11 protein-coding genes are annotated in these 25,007 nt (G+C 43.9%); 3 read left to right on the top strand and 8 right to left on the bottom strand.

Going from position 1 to position 25,007, the window contains the following annotated elements; genetic code table 11:
* Positions 1-6: 6 nt before the first annotated feature.
* Complete coding sequence (locus tag FNZ24_RS05280; RefSeq protein ID WP_153913419.1) at positions 7-939, bottom strand: DUF58 domain-containing protein; 933 nt, start codon at positions 937-939, stop codon at positions 7-9.
* Between the two features lie 14 nt (positions 940-953).
* Complete coding sequence (locus FNZ24_RS05275) at positions 954-1,934, bottom strand: AAA family ATPase (protein WP_416384816.1); 981 nt, start codon at positions 1,932-1,934, stop codon at positions 954-956.
* A gap of 386 nt (positions 1,935-2,320) precedes the next feature.
* Between FNZ24_RS05275 and FNZ24_RS05270 the strand changes: the two genes are divergently transcribed.
* The 3 genes from FNZ24_RS05270 to FNZ24_RS05260 all read left to right on the top strand — a co-directional run bounded on the left by FNZ24_RS05270 (position 2,321) and on the right by FNZ24_RS05260 (position 4,541).
* Positions 2,321-3,376 (top strand): DUF1254 domain-containing protein, encoded by a 1,056-nt coding sequence (locus tag FNZ24_RS05270; RefSeq protein WP_153913417.1) that lies wholly within the window; start codon positions 2,321-2,323, stop codon positions 3,374-3,376.
* A gap of 399 nt (positions 3,377-3,775) precedes the next feature.
* Positions 3,776-4,114, top strand: coding sequence for a nuclear transport factor 2 family protein (locus tag FNZ24_RS05265; protein ID WP_153913416.1), 339 nt, complete (start codon positions 3,776-3,778; stop codon positions 4,112-4,114).
* Positions 4,115-4,289: 175 nt separating this feature from the next.
* Positions 4,290-4,541, top strand: a complete 252-nt coding sequence (locus tag FNZ24_RS05260) for a hypothetical protein (RefSeq protein ID WP_153913415.1) — start codon at positions 4,290-4,292, stop codon at positions 4,539-4,541.
* A 273-nt stretch (positions 4,542-4,814) separates the two neighbouring features.
* Here FNZ24_RS05260 and FNZ24_RS05255 read toward each other — a convergent pair whose 3' ends face one another.
* The 6 genes from FNZ24_RS05255 to FNZ24_RS05230 form a co-directional block, all read right to left on the bottom strand.
* Positions 4,815-5,072: a hypothetical protein gene (locus tag FNZ24_RS05255; protein ID WP_153913414.1), complete on the bottom strand. Its 258-nt coding sequence runs from the start codon at positions 5,070-5,072 to the stop codon at positions 4,815-4,817.
* 180 nt (positions 5,073-5,252) lie between these two features.
* On the bottom strand, positions 5,253-6,881 hold the full coding sequence (pfaD, locus tag FNZ24_RS05250; RefSeq protein WP_153913413.1) for an eicosapentaenoate synthase subunit PfaD: 1,629 nt from the start codon (positions 6,879-6,881) through the stop codon (positions 5,253-5,255).
* Positions 6,882-6,891: 10 nt separating this feature from the next.
* On the bottom strand, positions 6,892-12,966 hold the full coding sequence (locus FNZ24_RS05245; protein ID WP_153913412.1) for a beta-ketoacyl synthase N-terminal-like domain-containing protein: 6,075 nt from the start codon (positions 12,964-12,966) through the stop codon (positions 6,892-6,894).
* The gene (locus FNZ24_RS05240) at positions 12,963-15,239 is read right to left on the bottom strand and encodes a PfaB family protein (RefSeq protein ID WP_153913411.1); all 2,277 of its coding nucleotides are present in this window, start codon (positions 15,237-15,239) and stop codon (positions 12,963-12,965) included. The genes FNZ24_RS05245 and FNZ24_RS05240 overlap by 4 nt, the downstream gene beginning before the upstream one ends.
* Positions 15,236-23,869 (bottom strand): type I polyketide synthase, encoded by an 8,634-nt coding sequence (locus tag FNZ24_RS05235; RefSeq protein ID WP_153913410.1) that lies wholly within the window; start codon positions 23,867-23,869, stop codon positions 15,236-15,238. The genes FNZ24_RS05240 and FNZ24_RS05235 overlap by 4 nt, the downstream gene beginning before the upstream one ends.
* Positions 23,866-24,738, bottom strand: coding sequence for a transcriptional regulator (locus FNZ24_RS05230; RefSeq protein WP_228768386.1), 873 nt, complete (start codon positions 24,736-24,738; stop codon positions 23,866-23,868). The genes FNZ24_RS05235 and FNZ24_RS05230 overlap by 4 nt, the downstream gene beginning before the upstream one ends.
* Positions 24,739-25,007 lie beyond the last annotated feature (269 nt).

Below are 25,007 nucleotides of genomic sequence, written 5' to 3'. Positions count from 1 at the left end.
GTTGGTTTAACTGGCGCCGAGTGCTTTTCTAAGCTGAACATCGGTTGGGTCTACTGTGTTGAAAGGCAATACAGGAATTCGGTATTTCTTCGCCACTGCCGTGAAATTATCGATGGCTTGAACCACGTCTTTGGCAAACGCATCCCGTAACTGTGCTTCTTGGCCAGATACTGATAACTGCAACTGTCCGTCGCTGAGTACCATTTTATTCAGCGTGGCTAAATCATGCTCCAGCGGGTCGGTAACATGGCACAACACAACATCGTTGTGCTGACACAGCGCTTTTATCTGTTCTTCGCTATGTTCGTTATAGCCATAACCGTCGGTAACCAAAATCACTAACCCATCATGCTTAACCAACCTTTGCGCCTGATGAAATAATTTAGCAAACGAATTAGATTGGGTGTCTTGGGCCTTTTCCGCTTTGAGTTGCTGATTTTTACTCGCAATTTCATTGAGTATTTTTAGTACGTGGTTTGCGCTGCGCTGCGGCGAAATAGGCAACGCACTGCTGTCGTTATAAACAATGGCACCAATACGGTCTGTACTGTCTATGACTTTCCAAGCGATCAAAGCAGCGATTTCTGCGGCAACCACTGCCTTCGTTCGACCTGTGCTGCCAAAGAACATGCTGGTGCGCTGATCGACCATGACATAAACGTTACGCTCGCGCTCTTCAGAGAATATTTTGACGTGTGGCTTGCCCGTTCTATTGGTCACTTTCCAATCCATGGTTCGAATATCGTCGCCAATCTGATAGTGACGCATCTCTTCAAAATTCAACCCACGTCCACGTAGCTTTGATACATGGCGGCCTGTTAAGGCACTATTAACTGGTTGATTCGGCAGAAAGTCAAAGCCATGCGCCTTGTATTTTAAAAGTCGCAATGCCTTTAAATCTGTATAGATATCGGGATCAAATGTTGGCTTCGTCTCCATGGTGACCTCCCGCGTTACGCTACAGCAACCTGAGACAAAATCTCATCGATAACTCGGTCTGAACTGATCCCCTCAGCTAACGCATCGTAAGACAGAATTAAGCGGTGACGCAAAACCCCATGAACCACTTTACGTACATCTTCAGGGTCAACAAAGTCCTTACCGTTTAGCCACGCCATCGCTCTTGAACACTTGTCTAAGGCGATAGTTGCTCGGGGGCTAGAACCAACTCCTATCCACTGTGAAAGCGGTGACTCTGGGTACAGCTTTGGTTGTCTCGTCGCTACAACAATCGCGACAATGTATTTAAGCATCGCGTCGCTACAATGTATGTCGCGCAGTTGATCGCGAGCATCAAAAATGCATTGAGGGTCAATAGGTGCAGGTTTCTCTGTGTTTGGTTTCTCCTCACTGCGAACCATCTTAATGATCTGCTCTTCAGCATCCGCGTCTGGATAATCGAGATTTATTTTCATGATAAATCTGTCCATTTGCGCTTCAGGAAGTGGGTAAGTCCCTTCTTGCTCTACGGGGTTTTGTGTCGCTAACACCATGAATAGATCTGGCAGTTTGTAAGTCTTGCCAGCCACGGTGATTTGTCGCTCTTCCATTGCTTCCAATAATGCCGCTTGGACTTTTGCTGGAGAGCGGTTGATCTCATCGGCCAGCAATAAATTATTGAATACTGGGCCCGGTTGGAAAGTAAGTGTCGGCTTGCCGTCTATGTCTTGATACACCTCTGTGCCTGTTACGTCAGAAGGCAACAAATCTGGAGTAAATTGAACACGACCAAGATCAACTTGTAAGGCTGAAGCCAATGATTTGATAGAGCGAGTTTTGGCTGTGCCAGGTAATCCTTCAAGCAGGACGTTGCCGTTTGTTAGTAGCGCGACCAGCAATGTGTCAACCATATGCTGTTGGCCGATGACCGAGGATTCCATCTGCTGCTTTAGTTGGTTTATAGAGTCTAAAGTTGGGTTCATTTGCTTACCTATATGACTAATTAATCAAGTGAGATTTAGGTCACCAGACGACGAAAATTAAATATTCCTAGTTAAACTAATTATTTAAACCAATTTCGCTAATGATGGTTAACAATAATTATGACAAACTCGAACAGGGTATCTTTGTTAACGACCCACCTTGGCAATGCCAAACTGCATGGTGTATAAATAGCCTACTGTATTGTTTATATTTCAATCAAGAATAAATGTTGCTAAGTAACATTACTTTGCTGCATATTAGTTATACGGAAATGTCATTTGTGAATTTATGCTGCCTTGATAACATTGTTCACAAGTTGAGCGGTTAACGAACTGTTCTAACAGCAACAAATCACTATGTATTGATTTAGCGTTATCGATTTTATTAGAGGTCAACAATGAGAAAATTAGCATTAGTAGTTTTGGGTTTAAGCGCAGTTTCACTTTCTTCTTATGCAGCTGAAGAAGTGTCAACTTTGACAGAATTCTTCAATGCCGATGGTGAAGTTACAACCGTCGACAATTACGCGGTATATGAAACGTCACGCCAATATTTGAAAAACCAAGAGCTTGCTGGCGTCAATAAATTCCTACACAAACGTGAGTTAACGCCAACAGACAAACAGCCTGTGGTTCGAATGAACCGAGACACATACTACTCAATGGCAGTGATTAATGTTTCACAAGGCGCGACGATTACGCTACCTGAAATCCCTGAAGGCAAGTACATGTCGATGGAAGTGATTACAGAAGACCACCGCATTCAACCAATGCAGTACGGTTCAGGCACGTTCGACCTTTCTACTCACAGTGGCGACCACGTGTATGTCATTGTTCGTACCGACGCGACATTCACTAAAGATGAAGTTCATAAAATCCAAGATAAGATGAGCATCGATGCAAAAGCCGATGGTGAATTCACCGCGATGCAAGTGGATGAAACATCGTTTGATGCGGTAGAAAAAAATCTTAAGATGGAAATGCCAAAATTACTGAAGCGAGACGGTGCTCAGGCGACGTTTGGCATGTTTACCAGCCCTGAAGATGCGTCAAAAGAGATGTTTACCAAAGAGAAGTACGCGGTGGGTGCGGCAATCGGCTGGGGCGGCGCGCAGTTAGATGACAACATCTATGAAGTATCTGGAAACTTCCCTGCAGACACATGTCATCAAGCAACCTTTGAAGACCCTAAGAACCAAGCTTTTTGGTCGGTAACAGTCTACAACAAGCAAGGCTTCATGTTTGGTGAGGTCGCAAATGTTAGCTCAAACACGGCTAAGAAAAATGCCGATGGTACTTACACTGTAAGCTTTGGTTGTGGCGATGATGCAGTGAATAACATCAAAACAGCAAACGACTCTGGTGTGTTTAACTTGGCTTTCCGTCACTACATTCCGAGTCAAAAAGTACGCGATGGATTCCGAGTGCTTCCTTACGTGAAACCGACTAAGTAGTTTAGGTATCACACATAAATACCTTTTGTTTTAGTAAGGTATTTATAGGCAAATATTTTAATACAGTATTGGATGACCGAGGCAGGTCATCCATTTTTGTTTAATATGTCTCAATAATTCTTGTCATAGAATTTGGTTATTTATCATCGCTGTATTTAAAAATTTATTCTTACCGAGCTATTTTTTTGAATCATGTCCGACTTTAGCGCGCAATCCCACATTAACTTGTCAGGAGTGCTAAATAAAACGACTTTACATCAATAAGATAGTAAATGTAGGATGATATAAATTAATAACTTAAATGGTCGGCTTTATCAGGCGAGCCGTATAATCAGCTGTTATGCAATTATTCAATTTCGCAATTTAATTCAACTTTAGTGAGATAAAAATGGAGAAGGTATGTCGTTCAAACATCAATTCATTTCTTATTTAAAGCATTATTCTGATAAAAACATTGTAAAGATCTCTGAAATGCTGGCAGATGATGTCGCATTGAGAGATTGGAAAATTTCAGTCTTAGGTAAAGCAACCGTAATTGCTGAAACTGAAAAGAATTTTAGTTCTGCTAGAACTATCGAAATAGAAATATTACATACTTACGAAGCAAAGGATGCTGTTACAGGTGAATTATGTATTGTAGTTGACGAGACTGAAGTACTTTATGTCGTAGATGTCATTACCTTTAATATAGAGGGTAAAATAAAATCTATTCGCGCATATCTAGGAAGAGGCGATTAATCGCTAATACAGTTTGCAACATGATGTGGGCATAAATTGCCAAAAGCTGTTAAACAAGGACAAAAAACAGTTGGTTTACTCCTTTGTTGCTAATTAAAACCAACTATTTTTGCCTGTTAACAGGCGTTATAAGCACCAAATAAGGTGTATCACAATAAATTTAAAGGGAATTAAAATGTTCGAATTATTGTTAGTCATTTTAACTTTTGCATCACCAATTTTAATTGCTATTTTTATCTCTAAATATTTCAAGTACAAATCAGAAGTAAATGCCCAATTGCAAGAGCTTCAAAATGAACTTGGTAGCAAGGCAAATCATGAGCTTCAAAATGAAGTGAAAGATTTAAAAGAAAGGTTAGCTTCAGTGGAGACTATCGTTACCGATAGTGGCTATGAACTAAACCAAAAAATAGCTAACCTAAAATAAAGTGACTATAACAAGAGGCTTTGGGTGCTCATCTTTAAAGTCTCTAAATCTTCTAAATTCCTCCTCTCTAAAAGTCTCAACTTGCAATGCAAGCTGATGTCTTGTTTTGTAACTCAAGCATTAGGGGGAAGCTAGATAAAGTCTTGCGCCTTTTTACATGACGACAGTTAATAAACTGGCCTTTGACTAAGCATTTAAGCATTTAAGCATCTAAGCATACAAAAAAGCACCCTAAGGTGCTTTTATACTATGACTGTTATGACATCGCTGGTCTTACTTCATCAACGCAACGGCTTCCATATCCAGTTCAATATCGGTACAACCTTTGGCGCAATATATACCGGGTGCTTTTTCACTTGCTTTCGCTTTAGCAGAGTTAGGTGGTAGTTGCAGTGTTAGTGGTTTATTGCATTCACTACACTGGGCGCTATTGCCTTTTAGCATGCGTTTTATCAGATTTTTTTGCTGATTAAATGACTCAAGTGTAGTGCCATTGACCGCTGAAAAATCTAATTTTTGTGTTTCACTCATACTGATACCTAATTTGCTTTACTGTTCTAATCATCAGCCTATTCCTTGACTATTTATTCCTAGATCAAAGTTATAGGCTGATAACGCAATTTGTTGTCTGATACATGACTTACCGTTAACTTGCCATGAACTGATAACTGGCTCATATTGTAAAACAACAACTGCGGATTAGCAGTCAGGTTATTTTACCTGATCAAGCGGGCTCCAACGTTGCAGTTCAACTGGAAGCGGAACGCCTTGAGCAGTCAATAAGTTAACGCGAGCTTGGTAAGCTGCGCCATGCATCAAGTGTTTGGCTAAGTCTACCGCATTTCGCTGGGTATAATCATCTAAATAGCTGCCTTTTGCCCATTCATTGAACGCACCAAGTGCAGGGCCAGCCCAAATTTGGTAATCCATTTCACGACCTGCTTCACCAGAGTTTGACCAACGGCTTGAAAGACCTAAATACCAACGGAAGATAAGTGCCATTTTACGCTTTGGGTTACCTTCAGCACGTTCGATTTGCTTAGGGTCTCGCTCATTAAAGTGTGCGACTGTGCCAGCCCAAATCTCATCGAGGGTTGAGCGGAAGACTTGTTTTTCAAGTTTTTCACGCTCTTCAGCTGGTATGGCTTCAATGGATTCATAACGGGTGTAAATTTCATAAAGCTTGTTTGCGCGCATTGGGAACAATGTGCCGCGTTTAACCACTTGTAGTTTTACGCCCATTTCAAACATGTCAGCTGCTGGCGCCATGGTCACATCAGCCATTTCTGTTGTCGCAAGCAGTTTACGAGTATGTTCACTGGCTCCTGCTTCAACACAAGCTTGGTTAATTGAACCTGTAACTATGTACGCTGCGCCCATGTTAAAGGTAGCTAATGCTGCATCTGGGGTGCCGACACCGCCGCCGCAACCTACGCGAATAGGTGTTTTGTACTGATACTCAGCTTGCACTTTATCTTTTAGCGCTAAAATAGTTGGCAATAATGTTACTAACGGACGGTTATCTGTGTGACCGCCAGAATCAGCTTCTGCTGTGATGTCATCGGCCATCGGAACTAATTGTGCAAGCTCCATTTGCTCAGGCGTAATTAAGCCTTCATCAACCAGTTTTTGCAGCATTTTAGCAGGGGCTGGTTGCATAAACTTAATAGCAACCTCGGTTCGGCTCACTTTAGCGATAACCTTGTTGGCGATAACGACTTCGCCTTGACTATCACGGCTTAAACCCGCTGCGCGATAATACACAATTTGTGGGGTTAGCCCTAAAAATGCTGATGCTTCAACGGTGCGCACTTTATGTTTTAAAAATAGTTCAACACTGCCACGCTCAAGCGCGGGTTCGCTTGGGCTATGGATTAAGTTAAACATGTATGGGCCATTTGGTAGCGCAGTTTGAATGCGGTTAATTGCTTGCTCTACACGAGAAGGAATTAATCCTGCTGCGCCAAACGAGCATAAGATGCCAGCTTGGCCTAGGGCAATCACTAACTCTTCTGATGAAATACCATTTGCCATTGCGCCAGCGTAGTATGCGTATTTTACCCCATGAACGCGGCGGAAATTACTGTCACCTAAGCTTTGTGTTCCTAATGCAGGCGCAAATGCACTGACGGGTAAATCTTGTTGGCTGTTGATGCTTTCTGTCATCACTTGGGCATGTTGTGAAACACCCAAGCCCTTTTCAGGGTGATTAATCAGGTAACAAGCTTGAGTCAGTTCTTTTAATTTTTTACCGATAGTGGCAGTGTCAAAGCTGGCATCACTTGGGGCAACTTGCCAAGGCCATGGAGAAAGCTTTTCGTTTTGAGTGCTTATAGTCATTATTATTCCTTTATGCCTCTTCGATACAGATTGCGATGTCTTTAACTTCGTAAATACGTAAACCATCTTTGCTTAGGTTTGCGTCACCTACAATAATGCGTTTGCCGTTTTCATCTTTAACTGCACTGATGTGCACGTCTAACGACATTTGTTTATTCAGTGGGTTAATTTGGCCACGGTACTTCCATTTGATGTCAGATAAAATCTGACCAAATTTAGGGTTAGTGAAACCTTTACCTAAGTCTTTACTGATGGCGTAAGTTTGCATTAACTCGATAATCGCTTCAACGCCTAATGAACCCGGCATCACAGGATCTTGATGGAAATGGAACTGGAAGAACCAATCACTTGGGTCAATGGTGCGCGATGCAGACAAGTAACCTAAACCATTTTTGCCCCCTTTATCAACAATTTGAGCTTTGTCGATAAAGTTAAGCTGACCACCAGCTAGACGGTAATGTGGCTGATTAGCAGGCGCATGGAATACGCGAGATTGCTTATCCAGTAAATCAACGGTGATATCGGCAGCAACATTGTTTTCAACATGCCAAGGCTGCGTGATGCGGCCATTATCAATACCCAGTTGGTTTTTAAGTGCATCGCCTTTGAAGTAACCAAATACCGCGCTGCCTTTGTAGAAAGGCTCGCCATCGACACTTAAATCAAAGGTGAAACTTTGAATAATGTTACTGCCAGCTATCACGGTAGATAACAGTTTTGAGTCGTTAACAATGGTTTTACCGCGTAAATCCACATCGCGGAGTAACTCGCCACTCCCATCTAGGTTACGGAAGAATAACTCTTCACCAGGGAAGCCTAATGTCGTGCCCATGTAACCTGAGATAAAGCCGTTTGGTTGCAATGAGATTTCCATTAGTACTGAATATGGCATTACAGAGGCATGGCTGTTTTTGGCAAAATACCATGCATCCGTTGGCACTTCGTATTCAGCGATACATGATGATGGTTTTTTAAGTTCGCCACGTTTACCGTCAATATCGATAATACGAGTGGTTAGTTGCAAATCACCACAAGGCGTACGCGGTGGAATAAAGCCGCGATAGATACTAAAGTCAGGGCCAAAACAGTTCTCGATGTTACCTGTGGCAAATTCAAACATGTGATAAGCAGTGAACGGCAATGTATCAGGGGTGCGATTTGGGTAGTCAGGGATCAGCGGCGCTTCAACATGCTGCAGTGGGATAACCCCTTTGTTGGTCGGTGCGCTTAAGTCAGGCACTTGCGCCATTAACGGTGCATTTGCTGATGCAGGCGCGTTATGACTATTGTTTGTCATTGCACCTGAAGCAATAGTACTTGTCTCAGAACTGTCGCCGATGTAACGAGTACATTCTGCTTCTTCTTTAATCATTACACCAAGGTTTTGGAAATCAACCACCGCTTTACCATTGAGTAAAATATCAATGTTTGCTTTTGCATATGGGCGAGGGTAAGTGCCAATTTCAGTGATTTCCATACGGTAAGTCAATTCGCCATGTTGCGGCAGAACTTGACCACGACAACGTACTTTTTGCGACGCATTTTCAAGTGGTTGGAAACGACCGTTTTCAACTAAGGTGTGCATGCCGATGTGCAACATAAAGAATTGCAGTAATTGGCCACAGCCTTCTGCCATCAACGAGCCAGCCATCACTTGGTCACCTTGGAAATGACAAGGGAAGTACCAATGATCAGGTGCTAAGGTTTTGTGACCTTCAATAAAGCCTAAGCCCCAAGCGCCGCCATGAACTTGCAGGTTGCCAACTTGCTCAATCATCAAGAACTTTTCTGAAGCGAAACATAACGAGTCTTGTTTACCCGATGCTTGTTGATGGTTGTGGTGTTCACCATTAAAACAACCACCAATATCGGCATTAAGTAGATGATGGATTTGTCCATAATCAAACTCATTTTGCGCGCAATGCAGTAGCGGTTCAAAACGAGGTTTGTTCGGGTTGTTTAATGCTGTTTCACGGATTTTGATTTCATCATCAGTGCGAATAACGCCTTTGCCATCATCCAACTCTTGATCGGTAAAGAAGCCAGCACAACCGCCATCCATTTTCAGGATCATCTTATCGCCAACAAAACACTCGTAAGAGAAGAAGAATAATAAGGTGTCGCCATTTTTAGCAAAGTTGTTGATTTTAATATCGTAACGTAAGGTATCGCCGCCACGAGGTAAGTCATCTAAGAAGGTTAACGTACAATCAAGAAGACGATAAACGCGCTCACCTTTATTTTCAAAATCAATGCCTAAGTAGCTGATCAGCATTAAATCGCATTGGCCTGACTCAACGGCTACTGCCCATGGGATTTGGCTATCGACTAAATACGGCGCATCTTCAGGGATGTCGTATTCTGTAGTCATGCTACATGGTTTGTATTGATTCATGGTGGCATCGAGCTTAGTTACACGAGATACCAATAAGTAATCTGTTGTAGGAAGGCGTACACGACGTGAGTAGTTATCAATGACAGCGTAATCTGGGCCAAATACTTTGGCAATATCGCCTTCGGCATATTCCACTAAATCAGCATAATTCCAAATACATGGCTTATCTGCTGGCACTGGCGCTGTGTATGGCGGCACGTTGGCATGATCTGGACGCAAAACTGGAGCTGGTGCAACTGGCTGAGCTAATACATTTTCAGCTTGGATAGGTGCAACAGCTTGTGAGACTGATTGGGCTACATAAGGCTGACCATTTGCATGGGCTAGCTCTTGCTTTAACTCTTGTTTTAAGAGGGCATCTGCGACTTTTAAACCTTGCTCACGGCTCTTCAAAAATGCTAACTGCGCTTGGTGAGCTAACCACTGGTTTTGCTCAAAAGCAGTTAAGTGTGCAGGTGGCACTTGGCTGATGGCAACACTTGCCACCGCTTGAGGCGAAGCGACTTGCTTCGGCGCTGACGGGCTTGGTTTAGGGTTGAACTGGGTTGAACGATCAGAAAACGGCATAGAAGTCTCTGTTGTCATTGAATTTGGGGGATTAGTGTCAGCTGTCACAGGCTTTGTACTTGCCGGGGCAATAAACTGGTTACGCTCGGCCATCGTTAACGGTGTATTTTTAGCAACTGGCGTTAACTTGGCCGTTTTAGCGCGAATACTGTCTAACTCAGCTAAAGGTGCATCGACAATATGTTGATATATATCGCGGCCACCTAAGCTGACTTGTTTCACTAAGCTGAGTTTTTTGGCGGTTTGCGCCTGAATATCAGTGTTAATACGTGCGTTCAATGCCGTTCGCTGCTCAGCTGTTTGGCTGACAAGAAGTTGTGAGCATTGGTTTTCACTGACAGTGGCAACAATGGTGTTATTTACCGATTGTGGATTGCTATTGTTTGGCGATGAAGCCTGCAATTGTCCGTTTACTAACCCGTGTATTAAACCGTGCAGTAAGCTGGAAATACCCGATGCTGCAAAGGTGTGACCGATGCAGGATTGAGCTTGACTGCTCTCTGACTGACTATATAACTGTGAAAGCGTTTGCGCGGATTCAATGTTAAGTAAATCAGGTGCTTGGTTTAGCTCTAACAATTGAATATTTGCAGCCGTTAATCCAGCTGGCGTTAGCAAGTCATCAGTGATTGCTGGTAAATTTTCAAGATGACCAAAGGCTAAACTATCAATGGTGCCATAGCTGTTTTGTATATGGCTGTTGATTTTAGAGTCATCAGTTTGCGCCGGAGCGTCAACTGCACCTAAAGCTTGATGGATTAAATCAAGTGGCTTTGCTGTGTCTGTTGATGAGGTGGCAGTTTGCAGCACAATTGCACCAGCGCCTTCGCCAATACTAAGCGCTTGGTTGCTGCCCGTTTTAGCTAGGCTTGCTGTCTTAAGCACGATATTTTCAATGCTGCCAGATAGATCCACTGCGGCAATAATCACAGCATCTAAAGGCTCTTGGCGAGACTCCATCGCTAATAAGTTTTGCGCGACATCAATACAGCGGTTAACCGATTGCTCACCTGCTGAAATGGTAAAAGCTGGGCCATTGAAGTCCCATAACGATGAGATGCGCGACGCCATAATATTACCAATAAAGCTGGTATATTGGTTGAGCTTGGCGGCATCTAACACGCTGTCCATGGCAATGGTTTCAAGTGCTTGATATTCACTATCTGACAGACTGACGCCATGTGCCTTAAGACTTGCTGCAATTTGAGTATGTAAGTTGACTCGGCCGCGGAATTGATGCAATTCAAGTTCGGTTTCCATGGCCACTAGCACGGCAACCTTACTGCCTGACTCAAGCTTGGCATCATGTATCGCTTCATCAGCCACTTTCATTAATAGCAGCTGCTGTGAAATCAAGCGGTCATCTTCATTTGGCGGCACTTTGAAACGTAAAAAGTCGAAATCAAACTGGTCGATATAAGCGCCCATTGGGGCAGTTTCGGCAATGCCAAATTGGCTTAATAACTCAGGGTGTTTATCAAGACCTTTCCAACGTTTTGCTGGTAATGCACTAAAAGCATTTTGCTTTGTTGCAACAGCATTAGCGAATGCATTAATGGTGCTAAGGGAGCCAAAGTGCGATGCCATACCGGTAATGTGCATGGGTAATTGCGCATTGATTGTCGTTGAATGAGTGGTTGAATATGACGGGGTGCTAGTGCTGAGTTCACCATGGTTCTCTCCATGGCTTTTAGCAAAATAAGACTCAACCAATAAATGGGCATTACAACCACCAAAACCAAATACTGACACACCCGCATGGCGAGCAGTATTGCCGGCTTTATCAGGCCATGGCAGCACATCATTAGGTAAGGTAGCAGGGCCAAACATCTCCGATGGAGAAGCAATCGGCGCGCTAATGTTAATACTTGGCGGTAACATACCTTGGCGCATAGCAAAAATCATTTTCATGATCCCAGGCATACCCGCAGCAGTCAGCAAATGGCCTAAGTTAGACTTAGCAGAGCCAATGAGTGGCGTGTTACTGCCATTGAGCTTGTCGCTAAAAAAACGCTCCATTGAAGTCAGCTCAACTTTATCACCCAAAGGGGTGCCAGTGGCGTGACATTCAATCACTTCAATATTGTCAGGGCCAAAGTTTTCATCATGCATAGCAGCATCGGCGTAAGCACGCTCAAACGCTTTAACTTGGCCATCGCTATTTGGGCTTAATACAAATTGACCTTTACCGTCATTTGATAATCCAATACCGCTCACAAGCGCATAGATATGATCGCCATCGCGCTCAGCATCTTCAAGGCGTTTTAACACTAAAACACCAGCGCCTTCACCTGCAAACAAACCTTTTGAATTACTATCAAAAGGCGCCGAAATACCATGGTCAGGGTATGCGTGGAATATTGAGAAACCCATGTTAATAAAGAATGGATCAGCGCCAGATACTGCGCCGGCAAGCATCATGTCAGCTTTGCCAGTATGCAAGTAATCGCAAGCAAGCTTTAACGAGTAAACCGAGCTTGCACAAGCAGCATCAAGGCTTAATTGCGCAGCACCTAAACCAAGGGCGTCGGCCACCAGTTTTGATGCATTATGGGCAATGGCTCCATTTGATAACGATGCATGAGTGTTTTGTTGGTTGAAACCTTCACTGTCAAAAGCTTGTAAGGTGAATTCTGGTTGCTGCAGTTTATGCTGTAACGCCTTTTCTACCGCACTGTGATACAGAGGAACAAACAACTCATTTGATTTAGCGGTTGGGAACGATAAGGTTCCCATTACTATACCTGTACGGTTTAATGTATTGGTATATTGCGCGTTGTTTATATCAACGCCAGCGTCACTAAGCGCTTTACGGGCGGTATCTGTTGCCCATAAAAAACTGTCATCAAGTCCGTTAAATTGCTCGGCAGGAATACGGTAGCCATTGGCATCAAAACTGAAGTTTTGAATGTAGCCGCCTTTGTCGCAATAAAAACGGTCAGACTCGCCTTGCACACCTTCAAAATCAGCAGGGTTTGCATTGAGCTTTTGACTGCTAATGGTGCTGCGTGAGTCTTTTTTGTCTAATAAGTTTTGCCAGAATTTAGCCGGCGTATCCGCATCAGGATACTGAGTCGCTAAACCTACAATGGCAATCTTGGGAACATTTGATTGAGAACTCAAGATTGTTCTCCTTCTAATTGAGGGGCCAACATATTGTCTGTGTGAGGATTACTTCTTTTTTCTGCCGCCAAAGTTGTCGTGAGTAAACTCGACAAAGTTTCAGTAAGGTAATCGAGCGACATTGGGGTTTTATGAGTAATCAGTTGAGCAATACATTTAAGTAGCGCAGTTTGGTCATCGCCCTTTGCATTAACTGAAATAGCTTGGCATGTTTGCGCCATTTCAGAGGTGCGCGAGATTTTATCAATCAATGTTGTCGTTTGTCTGTCTGCGCCTATTTCTACAAACAGCGAGGAGCCCAATTGACGTGCATTATTGACTAATTGTGTAAAATCTAACGGCTGACAAAAGGTATCGGCAATTGATGCTGCAATCGCTTCACTGGTTAAGCTAATCGGCGATTGGCTGGCAGCGCTGATGAACTTAATTTGGCTTGCGAAAGGGGTAATAACATCTTGCTCATGCAAAGGCTGTTGATAAAAGGCTTGGACGTTGTCTCGAATAAGCATCGCAGGTTTGGTGTGCATTGCGGTTACTCGATTAGCTGCTATGCCGCGTTTACCAATCTGTTTAAGCAGCGTTTTACAACTTTCTTCACAACCTGCAAGCACACAAGTATCACCTTGGATAATGGCAAGGTAAGCGCGTGGGAAATCAGCTAATACGTTTTCGATATCAGCAGGCGCTGCACGAACCACAAAGCTATTCCATACAATGTCTTCACCGTGTTCTAGCTGCCAAGCTTGACGAACGCAGTCTAATCTGCCCGAAATGTCAGTGGTAAAAATACTGTTAGTTTGCGTTGCTTCAATCATATTGTGCGGTGTTTTCCACACATTAAGACTCGCCCACATAGACGCTTCGCCCATTGAGTAACCCATGGCAAAGTTAGGCTTTATCCCAAAGTGCTCGGTAAGCACTTTAGTTAAGATATAACTTGCGCCTACACCTGCTATGGCTAATTCACCTAAGCTCATGTCCGAGGTTTTAGCATTTTCAGCATAAATGCTATCAGCTTGCAGCATGGCTTTGACGTCACCATCACGCTCTAGTTGGGCAAATAATGCCGGAAAGTATCGCGGCAATTGAGCAAACATTTGCGGGTAAACTGTGCCCACGCCTGGGTAAACAAAACACAAGCCGCTTTGGCCAAGTACTTGGTCTGAAGTGAGATAAAAGCAACTTCCTGACGGGGTTTTGTGTTCAATATTAACGGCATTTTTAGCTTGGATCTTGACTTCATTTTCCGCAGTGACTTCAGCTTTATTAATTGCGTCAAGCATTGCATCGACTTCACTTAACGCATTAGCAACTGAACTGGCCATAACGATAGCCGATAAAGGCTGGTTCTGATCAAATTGCTTTAGCTGATTAAGCATGAAGGAGATAGCTGTGCTGCCACTTTTTTCATTTTGTTCAGGCAGCGCTGCCAATTGAGTGCTTAATGTTTGCAGCTGCTGCTTCATGGAACCAAGGTCTTTGGCGGATACTGGCAAAAATAGTCGATTTTCATCTAATAATGAACTTGCTTGCGCAAGCTCAGTACCTTGAACGAAAACAGCACTGTGTTGCTTATTACCTTCACTAAAATTAAAGCTGGCAACGCGATTTTGGTGCATTTCAGTAAACCAGTATTGAGCATCAGTTGACTGATTGTTTGAAACTGTATTTGGCACACTGCGAGTTGCGATGCTGCCTATCAGCATAATCAACTGGGCAAACTTATCTTTATAACAAGTTAATTGAGTCGCATCGACATGAGTCGGTGTAATGTGTGCACGCTTAGCTTGAACTAATGCTGCGTTTATTGCACTTGGCATATCATCAGCTTCACCCAAACCGGTTAAGTAAGCATGAGGGTGGCAACGATGTTTAGCCGCCACAATCGCAGGCATCATTAATAAGCGATACGGTAATTCAGGGTGACTGAGTAATACCGTATGTTGCTGCTCGATATGGATGATGGCTTGAGCAAAATAGTCATTAAAGCTAAGTGCGGTATTAACAGCACTTTTACTAACTACAGCTTCACTAACTACAGCTTCAGTCAAACTCGCATCTAGGCTTGATACATCAATTTCAAGATCAATAGCTGAAGCGCCAATGACTTCAGCTAATGAGCAAGGCTTAATCGCTGCAAAGCTGCTTGCATTAACGTTATTGTTTTTAAATACTGAAGATGTTGCGAATGAGACTTGCTCATTCGCAACTAGTTTTAAAGCTATTCGCATGCTTTTAATTGCTTCAGTCTTTGAAGTCAGTTGATTACTCACACAGACTCCTGCAAATCAGCTAGGGTTTTCGATGGCGCTAGAAAAGCCTCATTTAAACTTTTACTGATGGTTGTTTTGGCACTCGACATGGTGCAGCTTAAGCGGCCATCTTGATGATAAAGCGCAATATCAGCTGTCAATGAACGACTGGTACTTTTAAGTACAGTTAACACTAAGTAACCCTTATCACCACAAGCGAACGGCGCATAAGTGGTTATTTCACCAATAGTTGACGGTAAGCTCGCTGCATCGTGCTTAATGCGCGCCCACACTAACATGGCTTGCAGTAGCAAATCTTCAGCGAAAGCCTGACTACCACCTAAATCTGTTTGCGGTGTAAAGCTTGCACAATCTTTGGCATCAATTTGTGGTAATTCAACCGAACAAACTAACTGCTTATCGTCGGCAATTAACAGCTGCTTTATTCCTTGTAGGCGAGGACCGTGGAATAGGCTACCGTTGCTATATAGCTCACTATCTGTGCTGATAACTTTACCTGACTCAACTAACTGTTGGGCGTCTTTTGCCACTGCTGGTAGCGTGTCTGAAACAGCGTCATTTGCTAGCTTATCGTTAACAACCTTCTCATTGACAACTTTCTCATTAACAAGGAGATTGGCTTGATACTGAGGTCTAAGCAAACTATCCACATCATCACTTTGCATGCGACTAGCAATCAGTGCTGTTAAACCTGACTCTGTTTGCGTCAGTTTCAGCGTTAATACTTGTGGCTCTTTAGTCTCGAAAATAATGCCTTTTAGCAGCTTATAATCTTGAACCAATACAGGCAGACCACACAATTGCTGCGCAGTTTCACGCATCCATTGTATGGCGCACACTGTTGGTAGTACCGGATTACCCGCGATGCAATGATCTTCAATGAAGGGCATTGCAACAGGATTTAGTACTCGTTCAATACTCACTGTGTTACTTACAACACGGTGACTTGCAGCATTATTTAAAGAAAGAATCAGCGAACCCTCGGCATTACGCGAAGAGTCCGCATTAAGCTTTTTTACAGCAGCGCCTTCAGTTGATGCTGAACCTTGCATACTTGAGCCGATTAATAGCTGTACGCCAGACTCAGACAATAGGCTGTGAGCAAACAAGTTTGCGCCTTTATCGAGCGGAATCACATATACGCCGCGTTCAACAAACATTTTCTTTAGCGCTGAACTGACCATACCGCCGTCCCAAGGTCCCCAGTTAAAGCTCATCACTTTTGCTTGCGGGTAGTTCGCTGCAAGTTGAAGTGCTGCCTTGTTAAGGATCTCATTCGACATTGAGTAATCACTTTGACCAGTGTTGCCATAGAAACCTGCTGCAGATGAGAACATAGCAACCAGTTTTAGTTGGCTAGCATCAATCGCATTGATGATTCCCGCAAAACCCGACACTTTAGTGCCATAAACGCGGCCTAACTCGGCTAATGTTTTGTCTTGAATGTGTTTATCGGCAAGTACGCCTGCACCGTGAATGATGCCTGTAATCGGTTTAAGGCCAGCAAGAGACTGCTTGATTGCTGCATCTGAGCTGACATCCATGCTGATGTATTCAGCACTTGCACCGACAGCTTTAAATGCTGCTAATGAGCGATCAATTTCTAAACTGCTGGTAATAGGCCACACTAATGCATCAATTTGCTTAGGTGTTGGCTTGTTACCTTGTGATTGAATAAAACCAATCGCAGCAGCCTTTAACTCTTTAGCTTGTTTGCCTTGAGCCCAAGTCGGTAAATTACTAGCTAAATGCTCACTACGACCCGCTAAGATAAAGTGCGACTGTGTTTGCTTAGCAAGGGTTAGGGCACATTCAAATGTGACACCTTTAGCACCGCCAGTAACAAGCACTGTGTCACTGCTATTGAGTGATGTTGTTTGGTAGCGGGTTTGCGCCGCTGTTGTTGCTGTGAGGGTGTGACGACCTTGGCCACTAACACCGACTTCAGCAGTGGTTGTGTCAATATCGAAAAGCTCAGCAATCACTGCTTGTGCAAGCTCAACCGCTTCAAAGCTTGGTGCAATATCTAATGCTCGACATAACACGTTAGGCCACTCATGGCCGAGTGTTTTTGTTAGGCCAGATAAAGCTGCTTGGTTAAGCTCAGCTTTGGCAAGTTCAGTTGTGTTTAAGTATCCGAATCCGCCATCAATGCGGCTGACAGTCATAAAGCAAACACGTTCATTTTTTGCAAGTTCAGCAAACGGTTTCTGTAGGTGTTTAGCCATCAAGAACGCTTGCTCTACTGCTACAAAGCCTGCGTCACTTAATGGTAAGTTGCCTGATGTCGCGAGTTGAGGTTGAAGGTGAACAAAACCAGCAATCTTATGCTGCTGACTAATCTGAGCAATGACATCGCTAATCGCATCGTCATTTACCGCAGCTAAAGTGAAGCTGGCAATATCACTACTTAGTGGTGATTGCGCAGATGTGACTGATTCAGGGCTACGAATAACGGCGACGGTTAGGCCTGTTGCAACTAATTTTTCAGCTAAAACACCTGCGTTATGACCGTCATCATTGATAACGATACATGCGTCTTTTGAAAAACAGTCAACTAACTTATCCGCCGCTGGTAGCTTTTTTAGCGCGACTTCCTGGTGTGGAGGTAAGTCGGTTGCTAATTCTGCTGTGGCAGTTGGTGCAGCTGCCGTTGATGGCGCAGTGTTCACAACACTGCTTGTCGTTAGTTTGCTGTTCATGTAGCTAACGATTTCGCCTAGGGTGCGACACTCTGCTAAATCTTCAGGATTTAATTCAGGTAAGCCCGGTAGCTCGTCTTGAACAGTACCTAGAATCTCAACACGTTTGATTGAGTCGATACCAAGATCGGCTTCCATATCCATGCTTAGCTCAAGCATTTCAGTTGGGTATCCAGTCTTTTCAGCAACTACAGTCATCATAGTGCTTTGAACTTGCTCTGCAGATAAACCACTAACTGTTGGAGCTGCTACTTGAGAAGCGCCTGCTGAGGCCTGTGTATTAGCGCCTGCGGCTGCACTTGTAGGAAGAAGCTTACTGTTCATGTAGCTGACGATTTCACCAAGCGTACGACACTCTGCTAAATCTTCAGGATTTAACTCTGGCAAGCCTGGCAGCTCATCTTGAACTGTACCTAGAATTTCAACACGTTTGATTGAGTCGATGCCTAAATCCGCTTCCATATCCATGCTTAGCTCAAGCATTTCAGTTGGGTAACCCGTCTTTTCAGCAACCACAGTCATCATAGTGCTTTGAACTTGCTCTGCAGATAAACCTGACGGGGCGCTCAAGGCTGTTTCAGCAGATAAACCATTGGCAACAGGAGCAGCTGACGTCACTGGTGCAGTCGCAGTTGTTGCACTGATTGCTGGAAGCTTACTGTTCATATAGCTGACGATTTCACCAAGTGTTCGACATTCAGCTAAATCTTCAGGGCTTAATTCTGGTAGCGTTGGCAGTTCATCTTGAACAGTACCTAAAATCTCAACACGTTTGATAGAGTCGATGCCTAAATCAGCTTCCATATCCATGCTTAGTTCAAGCATTTCAGTTGGGTAACCCGTCTTTTCCGCAACCACAGTCATCATGGTACTTTGTACTTGCTCAGCACTTAAACCAGATGCTTGTGCAGCTGGAGCGGTTACTTGTGTTTGAGTCCCTGCGGCAGCAGTCGCAATGACTGCTGGAAGCTTAGAATTCATGTAGCTAACGATTTCGCCAAGGGTACGACACTCAGCTAAATCTTCAGGACTTAACTCTGGCAGTGTTGGCAGTTCATCTTGAACGGTACCTAGAATTTCAACACGTTTGATTGAATCGATGCCTAAATCGGCTTCCATATCCATGCTTAATTCAAGCATTTCAGTTGGGTAACCGGTCTTTTCAGCAACCACAGTCATCATGGTGCTTTGTACTTGCTCAGCACTTAAACCAGATGCTTGTGAAGCCGGAGCGGTTACTTGTGTTTGAGTCCCTACGGCTGTTGTCGCACTGACTGCTGGAAGCTTAGAATTCATGTAGCTAACGATTTCGCCAAGAGTACGACACTCGGCTAAATCTTCAGGGCTTAGCTCTGGCAGTGTTGGAAGTTCATCTTGGACGGTACCTAAGATCTCAACACGCTTGATAGAGTCAATACCAAGATCAGCTTCCATATCCATGCTTAATTCAAGCATTTCTGTTGGATAGCCGGTTTTTTCTGCTACGACTTCAAGCATTGTATTAAGCACGGTTTCTGCGCTAAGGCCAGACGCAGGCGCCGCAGACTGAACTTGCGATGCTACTGGAGCAGAACTAGCAGTTGGTAGCTGAGAGCCTTCAGCGGCACTTGTAGGAAGCTTGCTGTTCATATAGTCGACGATTTCACCAAGTGTACGACACTCAGCTAAATCTTCAGGGCTTAATTCTGGTAGCGTTGGTAGCTCGTCTTGAACGGTACCTAGAATTTCAACACGTTTGATTGAGTCGATGCCTAAATCAGCTTCCATATCCATGCTTAGCTCAAGCATTTCAGTTGGGTAACCGGTTTTTTCAGCTACGACTTCTAGCATTGTATTAAGCACGGTTTCTGCGCTAAGACCTGATGCTGGTGCTGCAACAGCAATCAGAGCTGCTATTTGAGTCCCTTCAGCGGGTAGCTTACTGTTCATATAGTCGACGATTTCACCAAGGGTACGACATTCAGCTAAATCTTCAGGGCTTAACTCAGGTAGCGTAGGTAGTTCATCTTGAACTGTTCCTAGAATTTCAACACGTTTGATTGAATCAATACCAAGATCAGCTTCCATATCCATGCTTAACTCAAGCATTTCAGTAGGGTAACCGGTCTTTTCAGCAACCACTTCTAGCATAGTATTCAGCACTGTTTCCGCGCTTAAGCCAGCTGGAGCAGGTGCTTTTACTGGTTCAATTCGTGGTGCTGGAGCAGCCATTGCGACCGGCTTGGATGCTGGAGCTACAGGAGCCGCTACTTTCACAGCTTCAACGACGGGTGCTGGCGCAGCAACCACCGGGTTTGCAGTTGTATGCGCATTAACTTTCGGAGCACTAATGTTAGGTGCATTAACATTAGGTGCACTAGCATTAGGTGCATTAACAACAGGAGTTGCAGTCACTGGCATTTGACCGGTCAGCATGCTTAACGCGTTTTGACTTGATTGTGCTTGCTGCTCAAGGAACAAAGTATGACTTTGTAGCGTTTGAGCTTGATGCTGGTGGAATAGCTCCATTGAGCGTTGTAGGCTTTCAGGAATAGCATGCCCTGCAGCGGCCATTTTACTTTGCTCGGCCATCAAGTGAGTAAAGGTGTCACCATACTGTTGTGGAATGGCTAAGAATTGCTGATGTAAATCAGCTGCTTGCTGTTGTGCATTGAAGAATGCTTCTAAGTTGCCTGAAGCTTGAGCACTTTGAGCTTGAGTACTTTGTACTGGTGCTTGAGGTGCAATTGCTTGGGGAGCTTGAGCAGCAGCTTTAGACACAGTTGTTGAGCCAGATGCTGCAACTTCAACATACTCAGTTTTAATCACTTCTTTTTCCACGATTTTCTCTACTACTTTTTCAACAGGCTTTTCGACAATTTTCTCTACAACTGTCTCAACGACTTGCGAGGTAACTTGACCGGTTGCTAATGATTTTTCCATCTTAGCGCGGGTTGGCGCACTGATATGGTTGGTTGCAGTCAGCTTGACGTTCATACCTTTTGGTACAGCAGGGGCTGCGATTTGGGCTTGATAAGGGTCAACCTCAGTAAGCGGAGCGCCTATTACGCTGAGTTGCATAGCTGCAACACGTAATTGCACATCACTATTGCCTTTTGGATTAGGGTTAATGCTAATCACGGACACAGCTTCAGCTTTATTACCTAGCGTTGCTTCAACCAGCTTTTGTAAAATATTTTTAGGTCCGAACTCAACAAATACACGAGCACCAGCATCATACATATTGTTTAGTTGATCAGTGAAACGCACTGATTGCAACATATGCTGCTTGAACGCCGCTTTAATTGATTTAGCATCAGAAGGGTGCTTTTCGCCTGTCGCATTAGAAAATAAATCAACTTTGCTAGCGGTAAACTTTGCTTTATCGATGGCTTTCGCGAATGGCTTTTGCGCATGTCCAACAAGTGGGGTGTGAAAAGCACCAGATACTGGAAGGGCAATAGCTTTAAAGCCTAATGCACTAATCGCTTTGGCAGCATCAGCACACGATTCAGTTGGGCCAGCAATAACCAGTTGAGTGGCACTGTTATAGTTAGCGACTTTTACACCATCAAATCCACTTATGCAGGTTTCTAACTTAGCGATGTTATCGCTATTTGCTACATCAGCCTCATTGGCAGGTAAGATAATGGCGTACATGGTGCCTTTATCTAGTTCATTACCATCTTTATCAATTGCTGATGAAGCCATTGCTGCACCACGAGCAAATGATAACTGGTAGTAATCATCATTAGAGATAACGCCAGCAGCACATAATGCCGATAGTTCACCAAAGCTGTGGCCTGCAAACATATCTGCACTGAAACCAGACTGAGTAAACAGTTGGTATTGGCTCATGCTCATTACACCAATGGCGCTTTGCGCGTTATCAGTGCTGGTAAGCAATGCCGCTTGAGCATCTTTATCTGCTTTTTCAAAGGCTGGAATTGGGAACATCACTTGAGACAGCGGCGTTTTATCAAAGCTTGCGAACACTTTATCGGCTTTTATTAATTGCTGACGCATTTCTGGGAAATGACAAGCGACTTCAATACCCATATTGACGTACTGAGAGCCTTGACCTGCAAATAATGCCGCAACTTTTGGTGAGTTAGCCGCTTTTTTACCTTTAGTTGTCACAGTGATAAGAGCAGATGAGCGGTAGCTTGTGCCTGAAGGTAGTTGCCATGTATCAGTGTCGTTACTTAGCTGCTTTAACGCTAAACCCAGCTGAGTGGTTAATTCGTTGAGGCTTGATACAACAAGACCTAAACGGGCTGCTGAAGCATCTAAAGTGCGAACGGCATAAACTTTAGCTATACGAGCTAATTCAGCTTGCTCGATGCTACTGTTATCTGTGCCTTTAAGCGCGCTGATGTCTGCAGTTAGCTTATTCACTTCTGCAATCAAGGCTGCTTTGTTATCTGCACTAATTAATAAGCTTTGAGCCACTTGGCGTTGACGGTATTTGTCATCACGGCTGTGTTCTGGGCTGTATTCTTCTAATACTAAGTGGAAGTTAGTTCCACCAAAACCGAACGAGCTAATACCTGCACGACGGGGTGTGCCGTCTGGGCGAGGCATCCAAGGGCGTGTTTCGGTATTAACGAAAAACGGCGAATCCTCAACATTAAGTTTAGGATTTGGCTTAGAGACGTTAATGGTTGGCGGTAGGACTTTGTGGTGCAGAGCAAGGGCGGCTTTAATCACGCCAGCAGTACCAGCGGTAGATTTAGTGTGACCCACTTGTGATTTCACTGAGCCTAGCGCAATGTGTTGCTTGGTTGAGTCATTCTCACCAAATACAGATTTAAGGCCGTTAAACTCGGCAACATCACCAGCAGCAGTACCAGTACCGTGAGCTTCGATTAGCCCTACGGTTTCTGGGGCAAAACCTGCATCATCATAAGCACGTTTTAACGCTTTAGCTTGGCCTTCAGGGCGCGGAGCATAAATACTTTTGAACTTACCATCTGATGAAGCACCAACGCCTTTAATGACAGAGTAAATACGGTCGCCATCGCGTTCAGCATCTTCAAGACGTTTAAGGACTACCATGCCGATACCTTCACCAATCATCATGCCTTTTGAGTCGATATCAAATGGTTGAATTGTTTCATTGGTGGTGAAAGCAGGGGTTTTTGAGAAACTCATGTACATTGATGGTGAGTTATCGGTACACACACCACCTGTGATCATCATTTCGCTGCGGCCTTCAACTAGCTCAGTTAATGCCATACGCATTGCTGCAAGCGAACCTGCACATGCAGCATCAACCACACAGTTCATGCCACCCAAATCGAAGCGGTTAGCAATACGGCCTGCGATAACATTACCTAGAGAGCCTGGGAATGAGTTTTCTTCCCAGTGGATGTATTGATCTTGGAACTTTTTGATCAGCATATCGCTGTCAGCATCACTTAGGCCGCTGCTTTTGAATACCTTTTTAAGCACTGGGTATTGCAGGCGCGCCGTTAAGCTTGCATTGATCTTTTGACCGCCACCCACACCCAGCGTAATACCTATTTTGTCAGTATCGTACTCAGAGGTAACGCCCGCATCTGCAAGCACTTCTTTGGCAATCACTAATGATAGCAATTGTGAAGTATCAGTCAGTTCTAAGATATTTGGTGGCAGGCCGAATTCCATTGGGTTGAAATCAACTTCTGGGATAAATCCACCACGTTTACAATAGCTTTTATCTGGGGTGCTTTTATCGGCATCAAAGTAATCTTCAGCGCGCCAATGGGTATCTGGCACTTCTGTTATGGCATCAATCTTTTCGCTGATTAAGTCCCAAAACTTATTCAGGTAACGAGAGTTAGCAAAGATACTTGCCATGCCGACGATGGCAATTGGCATGTCTTTAAGACGTTTGTTCAGTCTTGTATCTTGCGACTCGTTGTTATCTTGAGATGAGGTCTCAGGATTTGTAGGGGCTTGGCTCATTTTGAGTCTCCAGTGTTCAGCTGATCCTTAGCTGATTTATTTTTTTGGTTCGCCGCTTCCATGGAGTGCAACACAGTTGCACCAGGAAAGCGGGCTAAAAAAGTATGGTAATTTTTGACGAGCAATTTACGTAAATGGAACGGTCCGTGCTTTAACACATAAGCGATATAGCGATTGGTTGCTTGTGTGTGGTTGTCTTGATAGATGTCGAGATACACCCAGTCGGTTGCAAAATCGACACCGAGTAAAATTGAGTAACTGTCTGCTTGAGTGAGTTGAGGTGGAATCGTTAGCGATACCACTTGCACCACATTGTCTGGTGTGGCTTCAGGCAATGACAGAGTTTTAGCAAGCGTTTCAGGGTTAAGTGTATAAGTCGCTACATCTGTACCCTGAACAATCGGTAATTGATTGAAATAGCGCTCTGGCACATACGGGCTTTCGAATTCATCGAGTTTCGATACGCCATAGCGTTTTAAGCAGCGGGCAAGTCCTGAACGAGAAACGTCTTTATTGATGAACTGTTGGGTGACTTTTAGCAACCTGTCTAATGGCATTTTCAGCTGATAACGCAAGCCAACAACCACATACTCTTCCATAGGCGAAAGAGTCGTTTTTAAATGATGTGGTGTATTAGGTGTATCACTGATGGAATCTCGCTTGCGCCATTTTCTCACTGTGGCTTCTGATATGTTCAGAATTTTAGCCAACTGGCTGACACTAAAGTCGGAAGTTTGAATAAATTGACGCATTTCGGGAGTCGTTGTCGCATTGCGATGGCGCACAGGTGTGCTCGCAACATCACAATCGGAAGAGGTTTTTTTTACCACTGCTTTAGCGGCGGGTTTAGTTTGTCGGTTTGCAGTCATTTAAGGACGGCCATAGCAGAATGAACACTCCGTACAATCTATTGGGACTCTCTAAAAAATACTGAAGATTAACGTTTGTTCATCTTCATTATTAGCGTTTTATCACAATCGAGCATGCAGAGTACCTGAGGTTTCAGACCGATACAATCACCCGAAACTAATTAATTACTGATACGACCAGAAAGAGCTAACACTTGTAAGCTGAATGGGTGATTTTGTTATAAAAAACGTTACGGCTGTAAAGGGTGATCTGTATCAATAATTCAACA

Origin of the sequence: Shewanella sp. TC10, assembly GCF_009663145.1 — a bacterium.
In the GTDB taxonomy this organism is placed as follows: domain Bacteria; phylum Pseudomonadota; class Gammaproteobacteria; order Enterobacterales; family Shewanellaceae; genus Shewanella.
This window is presented reverse-complemented; position numbering and strand designations above follow the sequence as displayed.

Coding starts and splice junctions, on each gene's coding strand:
- FNZ24_RS05230 (WP_228768386.1), bottom strand. CDS start 24,738: ATGACTGCAAACCGACAAACTAAACCCGCCGCTAAAGCAGTGGTAAAA.
- FNZ24_RS05255 (WP_153913414.1), bottom strand. CDS start 5,072: ATGAGTGAAACACAAAAATTAGATTTTTCAGCGGTCAATGGCACTACA.
- FNZ24_RS05280 (WP_153913419.1), bottom strand. CDS start 939: ATGGAGACGAAGCCAACATTTGATCCCGATATCTATACAGATTTAAAG.
- FNZ24_RS05235 (WP_153913410.1), bottom strand. CDS start 23,869: ATGAGCCAAGCCCCTACAAATCCTGAGACCTCATCTCAAGATAACAAC.
- FNZ24_RS05265 (WP_153913416.1), top strand. CDS start 3,776: ATGTCGTTCAAACATCAATTCATTTCTTATTTAAAGCATTATTCTGAT.
- FNZ24_RS05270 (WP_153913417.1), top strand. CDS start 2,321: ATGAGAAAATTAGCATTAGTAGTTTTGGGTTTAAGCGCAGTTTCACTT.
- pfaD (WP_153913413.1), bottom strand. CDS start 6,881: ATGACTATAAGCACTCAAAACGAAAAGCTTTCTCCATGGCCTTGGCAA.
- FNZ24_RS05260 (WP_153913415.1), top strand. CDS start 4,290: ATGTTCGAATTATTGTTAGTCATTTTAACTTTTGCATCACCAATTTTA.